Origin of the sequence: Endozoicomonas acroporae (assembly GCF_002864045.1) — a bacterium.
GTDB lineage: Bacteria > Pseudomonadota > Gammaproteobacteria > Pseudomonadales > Endozoicomonadaceae > Endozoicomonas > Endozoicomonas acroporae.
Genome location: NZ_PJPV01000261.1, coordinates 1 through 7,566 on the forward strand (window position 1 = coordinate 1; position 7,566 = coordinate 7,566).

Annotated in this window: 10 protein-coding genes and 1 other RNA gene; 7 read left to right on the forward strand and 4 right to left on the reverse strand. The window is 50.5% G+C overall.

The features are described 5' to 3' along the window. Positions 1-3: 3 nt before the first annotated feature. Together CX664_RS24915 and ssrA are read right to left on the reverse strand one after the other, a co-directional pair. A complete protein-coding gene (locus tag CX664_RS24915) occupies positions 4-282 on the reverse strand; it encodes an integrase arm-type DNA-binding domain-containing protein (RefSeq protein ID WP_101749281.1) in 279 nt (92 codons plus the stop codon). Positions 283-448: 166 nt separating this feature from the next. Then, positions 449-833, reverse strand: a transfer-messenger RNA (tmRNA) gene (gene ssrA, locus CX664_RS24920). 55 nt (positions 834-888) lie between these two features. Here ssrA and CX664_RS26840 point away from each other — a divergent pair. The 5 genes from CX664_RS26840 (at position 889) to CX664_RS24940 (ending at position 4,408) form a co-directional block, all read left to right on the forward strand. Further along, positions 889-1,041, forward strand: a complete 153-nt coding sequence (locus tag CX664_RS26840) for a hypothetical protein (protein ID WP_180966632.1) — start codon at positions 889-891, stop codon at positions 1,039-1,041. A gap of 215 nt (positions 1,042-1,256) precedes the next feature. Further along, on the forward strand, positions 1,257-2,315 hold the full coding sequence (locus tag CX664_RS24925; RefSeq protein ID WP_101749282.1) for an aldose epimerase family protein: 1,059 nt from the start codon (positions 1,257-1,259) through the stop codon (positions 2,313-2,315). Between the two features lie 140 nt (positions 2,316-2,455). Beyond that, the gene (locus CX664_RS24930) at positions 2,456-2,806 is read left to right on the forward strand and encodes an HvfA family oxazolone/thioamide-modified RiPP metallophore (protein WP_101749286.1); all 351 of its coding nucleotides are present in this window, start codon (positions 2,456-2,458) and stop codon (positions 2,804-2,806) included. Further along, the gene (locus CX664_RS24935) at positions 2,806-3,660 is read left to right on the forward strand and encodes an HvfB family MNIO-type RiPP peptide maturase (protein ID WP_101749283.1); all 855 of its coding nucleotides are present in this window, start codon (positions 2,806-2,808) and stop codon (positions 3,658-3,660) included. Before CX664_RS24930 ends, CX664_RS24935 begins: the two co-directional genes overlap by 1 nt. Beyond that, positions 3,653-4,408, forward strand: coding sequence for an HvfC family RiPP maturation protein (locus CX664_RS24940; RefSeq protein ID WP_180966633.1), 756 nt, complete (start codon positions 3,653-3,655; stop codon positions 4,406-4,408). The genes CX664_RS24935 and CX664_RS24940 overlap by 8 nt, the downstream gene beginning before the upstream one ends. Positions 4,409-4,516: 108 nt before the next feature. On the opposite strand, the gene CX664_RS26050 is transcribed toward CX664_RS24940, so the two are convergent. Further along, positions 4,517-4,720 carry a hypothetical protein gene (locus tag CX664_RS26050; RefSeq protein ID WP_180966634.1) on the reverse strand — a complete coding sequence of 68 codons (204 nt, stop codon included), beginning with the start codon at positions 4,718-4,720 and terminating at the stop codon, positions 4,517-4,519. 6 nt (positions 4,721-4,726) lie between these two features. On the opposite strand from CX664_RS26050, the gene CX664_RS24945 reads away from it, so the two are divergent. After that, positions 4,727-5,212, forward strand: a complete 486-nt coding sequence (locus CX664_RS24945) for a beta/alpha barrel domain-containing protein (protein ID WP_206679431.1) — start codon at positions 4,727-4,729, stop codon at positions 5,210-5,212. After that, positions 5,196-5,330: an FMN-binding protein gene (locus CX664_RS27950; protein WP_276328524.1), complete on the forward strand. Its 135-nt coding sequence runs from the start codon at positions 5,196-5,198 to the stop codon at positions 5,328-5,330. The genes CX664_RS24945 and CX664_RS27950 overlap by 17 nt, the downstream gene beginning before the upstream one ends. A 358-nt stretch (positions 5,331-5,688) precedes the next feature. Here CX664_RS27950 and ltrA read toward each other — a convergent pair whose 3' ends face one another. Continuing rightward, entirely contained in the window at positions 5,689-6,996 is a 1,308-nt protein-coding gene (gene ltrA / locus CX664_RS24950) for a group II intron reverse transcriptase/maturase (protein WP_101749285.1), read from the reverse strand. Positions 6,997-7,566 lie beyond the last annotated feature (570 nt).

A 7,566-nucleotide genomic window follows, 5' to 3' on the forward strand; every position in this document is an offset into this window, starting at 1 on the left:
ATTTCATAAGGAAATCCACACTAAAGGACGAGGAGCCAATAAAATTAAAGCCTTTCTTCGTTCCTCTCTGGCTTCACTAAGTGTTACTACTGGGTAACATCCAAAACCAATGTTCGACCGTGATTTGGAATGGGGGCGGGTGTAGTTGAATAACCACTGCTTTGTTCCATTGGGCTTGATTCTCAGGTACAGCCCTTTCCCATCGGCAAGGTTGTATTCCTTGTCTTTGGGCTTGGCGGCCTGAACCTCAGTAGGAGAAAGGGCTTTAGCGATTCTGGGCATGCTTAGTAACACCGCGTTAGTGGATTTTGCTTCAGTGTTACATTGAGTGTTACATAAAAAGTTGGTTGTAGATAGATAACGCTGGACTATATCGGACTAAAAAAGGTGGGATTTTCAGGTTTTTCAAGGGCTTCCGAATCGTCAGCCCTTGGTATTTCTATTGATTTGGTGGAGGCGGCGGGATTTGAACCCGCGTCCGCCAGCTCTCAGCCTTTGGCTCTACATGCTTAGATCCACCTTTAGTTTTTACACCGTAGCGACCCAGTGGTCGGGGTTCTTCAGTGCGATTCTCACAGGTTTTAACCCGTCAGCCAGAGACCTGCTGATCGTGGCGAGCCCGCTTACGATGACAGTCTGAATACCAGCCAGCAGACGAGCCGGTTAGACTGGAAGCTTCGTAGTGTTAAGTACGATTAAGCAGCGAGTGCTGCAGCTTCAAAGTTGCTATCATTGGCAACTAATAGGTTTGTAGTGTTTTGATTAACGAGAACCACTACGCCCTCGGCATGCACCTCAGGGTTCAATACCGTCGTCGAATCCGAATCGCCCCCAGAGTTAATAGTTATAGAGCATAGAGGCCGATGTCGCAATGGCTGGAGATCATCAATGGCTATATCACGCTGTTCACGCCATGACGTACCAATACGATCCGGTGATACAAAAGCCCGGGCCATAATCGCATCTCCGCTGCCCGATGGTGTAGTCATTGCCCAGCAGCACTGGCCCTGGCATACGGTCAGCGGTTACAAAATATGCTAAAAATACCCACGGGCATGACGTCCATCAGTGAATTGATATACAAGCCTTGGATACTATAGCTATCTTTGGTGATAACGCTGACTGCGTAAATTTTTCTTTACCTACCAGGGATGTTCACAATTTGCCATGTGAACACTCCTCAGACCTCACTCCACTTTCTATGCAAGCTGGACTATGAAAGTTGGCGATTTGTTTTCCAGGGCAATGACGTATTTATGAAGATTTTTCAGGAAGTGTTTGGAGCCACTCGCTCCGGTAAACCGGTGTATGCCTTCCGGCTCTGTAACCAGCAAGGCATGGAAGTCACCGTCCTGACCATGGGCGGTATTATCCAGAGCATTCGTGTGCCGGATAAAGCAGGCAATTCAGGCGAAGTCACCCTGGGCTGTGATTCGGTGGCGGATTACGAGCGGTCCAGTGCTTATTTTGGTGCCATTGTTGGCCGTTATGCCAACCGTATCGCCAGGGGAGAATTTGAACTTGAGGGTGAACCGTTTCAGCTGGCCTGCAACAATGCACCGAATCACCTGCATGGTGGCAAGGTTGGGTTTGATCATTCCCTGTGGCGGGCAGAATCCCATACCAGAGACGACATATGCACACTGTCCCTTGACTATGAATCAGAAGATGGTGAAGAGGGTTACCCCGGCAATCTGAGTGTCAACGTGATCTACACCCTGAATAACCACAATGAGCTGGGTATTGAGTATCGGGCAACGACGGACGCCCCCACCGTGGTTAACCTGACCAACCACACTTATTTCAACCTTAATGGCAGTGACGACTGTCTCAGCCACCGGCTGCAGCTGCACTGCCGCCAGTTCACCCCAACGGATGAAACATCCATTCCCTATGGTGAGATTGAGTCGGTCATTAACACCCCCATGGATTTCACCACCATGAAGCCTATTGGTCAGGATATTGCCCAGGACTTTGTTCAGCTGAAGCAGGCCAGGGGATACGACCATAACTGGGTTATCTGGACGGAGAGGGGGAGTGATCGCTCTCTGACACCTGTCGCCCGGGTAGAAGAACCAGACAGTGGTCGTACTCTGGAAGTGCTTACCAGTCAACCGGGAGTGCAGTTCTATACCGGCAACTATCTGGCAGGTGAGCCTGCACGGGGTGGCAGCCAATATGGTATGCGGGCAGGTTTCTGCCTGGAGACCCAGCATTTTCCGGACTCCCCCAACAGGCCGGAGTTTCCTTCAACCCGACTGAATCCCGGTGAAACCTATCAGGAAAAAACCATTTTCCGCTTTGGCCTTTTATGAAGGCCCTTTCAGGCCGGAACCACCGGCCTGAAATTGTTTTTCCATTTTTTTTTAACGAATCTGTAACATCCCACCGACTTTCCCGTTGTATTGATAAGTCCGCACTTTGCGTTCGGTTAAAAAACGACAGGAGAGTCACCATGACAACAAAAACCAACAAACTGACCAACCTGGTTGCTGCCACCCTGGTTTCCGCTGCATCCGTCACCGTCAGTGCCGATATGACCGGCTCGATCAGCTCTTTGAATCAGGGCTACGAGGGCATTGTGCTGGCGGAAAAACGGGTGGATGAGGGCAAATGTGGTGAAGGCAAATGTGGTGCATCTTCGGCATCGGCCAAAGCGGAAGAAGGGAAGTGTGGCGAGGGCAAATGCGGTGGCGACAGCGCCATGAAAGCGGACGAAGGCAAATGCGGTGAAGGCAAGTGCGGCGAATCAGCCAGCAAAGAGGAAGAAGGCAAATGCGGCGAAGGCAAGTGCGGAGCCGCCTGATGAAGCCTGTTCCTTCACTCAGCGGTGCAGGCCTTGGCCTGCGCCGGGAGCATCTTCAGAGCCTGGCCAGAGAGGTGCCCTTCTCTGTTCAGTTTCTGGAGGTTGCTCCGGAAAACTGGATTAAAGCGCCGCAACAGAGACGCCAGCTGCTGGAGCAGATTCTCGATCAGACACCGCTGGTTTGCCACGGGCTCTCCCTGTCACTGGGTGGTCCGACACCGCTGGATATGAATCTGCTGCACGATATCAGGGCATTTCTACAGGCCCATCAGGTAGTTCGTTACACCGAACACCTGAGTTACTGCTCTGACCAGGGGCATCTCTATGACCTGATGCCTATTCCCTTTACCAAAGCGGCTGCACATTACGTGGCAGATCGGATAAAACAGACCCAGGACTTTCTGGGTGAGCCCATTGCGGTGGAGAACGTCTCTTACTACTGCGCTCCCGGGCAGCAGATGCCGGAAATTGAGTTTATTCATCGGGTTCTGGAACTGGCGGATTGTGAGCTGCTGCTGGATATCAACAATATTTTTGTCAACAGCGTCAATCATGGTTATGACGCAGATACGTTTCTGAGGCAGTTGCCCACTGAACGTATCAGCTACGGCCATATTGCCGGCCATTATGTTGAGCAGCCGGACCTTATTATCGACAGTCATGGCGCACCGGTTCGCGATGATGTCTGGCAGCTGCTTGGCAAAGCTTACCAATACCACGGCGTTTTCCCAACGCTACTGGAGCGGGACTTTAATATTCCGCCATTGGACAAGCTGGTTGAAGAGCTCGATTCAATACACCGGATTCAGCACTCTGTGATGCATCAGCAGAAGGAGTATTATGCCTGTGGATGATTTTCAGACAGTTCAGCAGCAGTTTACCGAGGCTATACGTCATCAGACTGATAATCCATTTGAGCAAATAAAGCCGGAACGCTTTGCCGTTTACTCCCGGCTGATCCGAAACAATATGTCTAACTTTGTCAGTCAGGGCTTCCCGGTGCTGAAAAAGCTATTGCCGGAGGAGGCGTTCAATCATCTGGTGGATCGCTTTATTGCCGATCACCCTGCCAGCTCCCCCTACTTTATTGATATCTCCGGGGAGTTTCTGGCCTGGCTTAATACTAATCCAGTGACTGATAAGTCCCACACTCTGCCACCGTTCCTCCGCGAACTGGCCCACTATGAATGGCTGGAAACCCTGTTGCTGGGCAATGAACAGGACGAACCAGCCGCCACAGCAATCGCAGTTTTTGCAGACTGTGAAGATGCACTGATATGGTCGGTTAATGCTGTGGCCGCCGCCTACCAATACCCTGTCCATACCATCAGCCGTGACTTTCAACCACAGGCCGCTCCCGAACAACCAACCCTGCTGATTGTTTACCGCCAGGAAAATGAAACGCGGTTTTTGGCGGTGGATGCTCTGGCCTGGCAGCTTTTTCAAACTGCCTCCACCCTGGATCAGTCGGTGAACCAGGAGCTGCTTATCAAGCAGACATTGCAACACCTGACGACGGCCGAGCGAACCCGGGTTAAGCCTTATGCTGAGCAGGCTTTGATGAGTTTTTATCAACTGGGTTTGATTCTGGGCAGTTTATGAAATATCCGGGTTAAAGCGGCTCTATCCGGACTTCTGGTGTTGTTAATCAGGAACGTCTGAACCAGCAGGGTAATGGTGAAAGTATCGGTCAGTTGCAGGTTGGCAATGTTACCAATGACCGACAATTAAACCTTTTTGCTCCGGTTTGAACCATTTCACTGCTGCCGGAGCCGTTGCGGAATAGCCCAGACCGATGCCTGCACCATTGAGAACACCAAAACCCAGAATAACGCCGGTTTCGATCGGCATGGCAACGTGTACAGGCTGCCGAACAAAGTTGATAGCCAGGCCAGCGGTCTGGATTATTTGCACTTTTCAATGGGTAGCTGGGCACGTAACTCCATCGTCAACCCTGAAGATAAAGAAACTCTCATCGCTAAATATCACCAGCTTAAAGACGAAAGCCTGGCAAAAGTACCTGTTATTGGTGTGGGTGGTATTGCCCAGCGAGCAGATGCAGATGAAGCGCTTGAGCAGGGTTATGATCTCGTCAGTGTTGGTAAAGGCTATTTGGTAGAACCCACCTGGGCCACCAAAGCACTGAACAACGAGACCTGTGCAGAGTTTGCTGACGTCAACCAGCAAAAAGAGCTGACTATTCCTTCCCCACTCTGGGACATCATGGACTACATGATTGTGGACAGTGCTGCTGAGGCGGTCAAACACCAGCGCATCAAAGAACTGCAAAATGTCAAAATCGAGTTTGAACCCGGTGAATACACGGCATATGGCGTTGGTCATAATGGCAAACTGCCGGTGACGGTTACCTTCTCCGAAGATAAAATCCTTGATTATTGTCGTTGATTCTTCAAACGAATCCGATGGCATTGCCAATCCCGCTTTTGAGCGAATTCCGCAACAAATTCTTGATAATCAATCGCTGAACATCGATGTTATTTCTGGTGCTAGCGCCAGTACTTAGGGTGGACATTAAGCTTGCCCCTCCATTTTCAATGGTTTTCGGATGGAACCACCAAGAACACAAAGAGCACGAAGGAAAAGAAAATCTCTTCTTTGTGCTCTTCGTGACCTTCGTTGTTTGATCTTTAACTTACCCAAGCGGGGAGTAGGCGCTTAGGATTTGTCTCGGAATAATTTCCTCTTTTTGCCACGGAGACACGGAGTCACGGAGAAAAGAAAAAATCTTTTCCTCTGTGCCTGTCGAGTCGCCCAAGGGAACCTCCCCCTCAGGACCGGGTAGAAGGAGCTGCCAATTGCAACTCCACCCCCCTCAGATCCCGGCGTGCAGATTTCCCGCACCGGGCTCTTCGACATTTGACTTACAGCACAGACATTAACTGCATCTTCCAAAAGGAGATGGTTATCTTTGGTCTCTGTAACGGCATTATCCGCTTAAGATGGTTAAATTTCTCCCAGGTCACCTTCCCCTTACGACATCGCTTACTGAGCATCTTGCGCCAATATCGCTCCACAAACCGATACAGTTTGCAGAGACTTCGGAAATTCCCTCCCATTCCGTAGTAAGCATAATGTCCTTGCAACCGCCGATTGATCGCTGCTAACTGTTCATGCAACGGATCGTGACGTATTCGCCTCAGCAACGCCTTCAATTTCTCAAAACTTCGCCATAGCCGTGTTTTCTCCGTTTTACGGCCAACCATAAAGTTTCCCTTCCGGTTACGGGTGCAGTAATGAGTAAATCCAAGAAAGTAGACCGTTTCTGGCCGCTTCTTTTGCCGATGAGCAAATCGTCCGAACTCAACCAACCGGGTTTTATCCGGCTCCAGCTTCAGACCAAATTTGCCCAACCGCCTTGGCAGCACATTCATGAAACGTTCCGCATCACTGCGGTGCTGAAAGCACACCACAAAATCGTCAACATACCTGATTAACCAGGCTTCCCCTTTTAAACAGGGCTTAACCTTGCGCTCAAACCAAAGGTCGAGCACGTAATGCAGATACAGGTTACTTAGGATGACACTGACAGGCCCTCCTTGCGGCGTACCCTCCTCACTCTCATGCAGATCCCCTGTTTCCATTACTCCCGCCTTTAACCAACGACGGATCAAGTTCAGGATTCTGGGATCACCGACCCGGTGTTCAACAAAACGAAGCAGCCATCCATGATCAAGACTTCCAAAGAAATTCTTCAGATCAGCCTCAAACACCCAACTCACTTTGCGACCTGACACCACCTCATTAAAGGTGGATAGCGCATTGTGCGCTCCTATGCCCGACCTGCCTCCCATGGAACAGGGCAGAAAATCCTGTTCATAGATGGCATTCAATACATCGGCAACACTGCGTTGCAAGGCTCGATCATTAATGCAGGGAACACCCAAAGGGCGTTTCTCCTTCTTCCCCGGTTTTGGTATCCATACTCTCCTGACCGGTGGTGCCTTGTAAGCCTGTCGATGAATAGACGTCAGTGTTTGTTCAAGCCATTGCCTGAAGCCTTTCTTTGTCTCTTCCATTGTCAGCCCATCAACGCCGGGTGATGTCTTGCTGGGAATTTTATTCAGATTCATGCAAAGACTTTCCGGTGTGATGTGATGAGCCAAACTGGTGAAGCGAAGTTTCGGATTACTCCGGGCTTTTGCTGCTACCCTTTCCAGTTTCGTTGCCATAGCTGGTTTACCTTCTCACTGTGTAGAAGACCGTAACTCCCTCTGATGTGAAGCCCATGTTTCCCTTGGAAAGGCTCAAATACCGCCAGCCGCTTTCCCATGTGACGGGCTCTCCCCGTCTCGGAGTACTATCAGCTGGTCTGACTTCCTGAACGTCATCAAACCCTCCTTGCTTTCAGGCTTGTCAGGTTTTACAGGCCTCCGCCTGAACGTTCAGGATCTCCCTTGTTCCCGCACAATCACTTGATAACATGCCATGGGTACCAACCCCGGAAGCAGACGGGATGCCTTGTCATTAACGGAGCTCCCGACTTCTGTTTTCCTCGTAGAGCGAGAGAGTCAACTGCTTCGATCACGATCAATTTCGAGGTTAATTATCCCTTAGCAAACGTTATGGCCTGTTATCTCCCTGTCTACGCTTCGCAGTGGTCGTTACCTTCCACCACGCAAGACTCGGTACACGGCTGCCGACCACAGCTTTACCGTGACGACCATTTCAGGTCGTAAGATTGTACGCGCTTCAAGGCGCAACGCTCACAGAACCGGACTTGAGAGTCTCCCCTCATCCGG

Excerpts from the sequence above, each read along its gene's own strand:
- CX664_RS24915 (WP_101749281.1), bottom strand. The coding sequence starts at position 282 with ATGCCCAGAATCGCTAAAGCCCTTTCTCCTACTGAGGTTCAGGCCGCC.
- CX664_RS26840 (WP_180966632.1), top strand. The coding sequence starts at position 889 with ATGGCTATATCACGCTGTTCACGCCATGACGTACCAATACGATCCGGT.
- CX664_RS24925 (WP_101749282.1), top strand. The coding sequence starts at position 1,257 with ATGAAGATTTTTCAGGAAGTGTTTGGAGCCACTCGCTCCGGTAAACCG.
- CX664_RS24930 (WP_101749286.1), top strand. The coding sequence starts at position 2,456 with ATGACAACAAAAACCAACAAACTGACCAACCTGGTTGCTGCCACCCTG.
- CX664_RS24935 (WP_101749283.1), top strand. The coding sequence starts at position 2,806 with ATGAAGCCTGTTCCTTCACTCAGCGGTGCAGGCCTTGGCCTGCGCCGG.
- CX664_RS24945 (WP_206679431.1), top strand. The coding sequence starts at position 4,727 with ATGGGTAGCTGGGCACGTAACTCCATCGTCAACCCTGAAGATAAAGAA.
- ltrA (WP_101749285.1), bottom strand. The coding sequence starts at position 6,996 with ATGGCAACGAAACTGGAAAGGGTAGCAGCAAAAGCCCGGAGTAATCCG.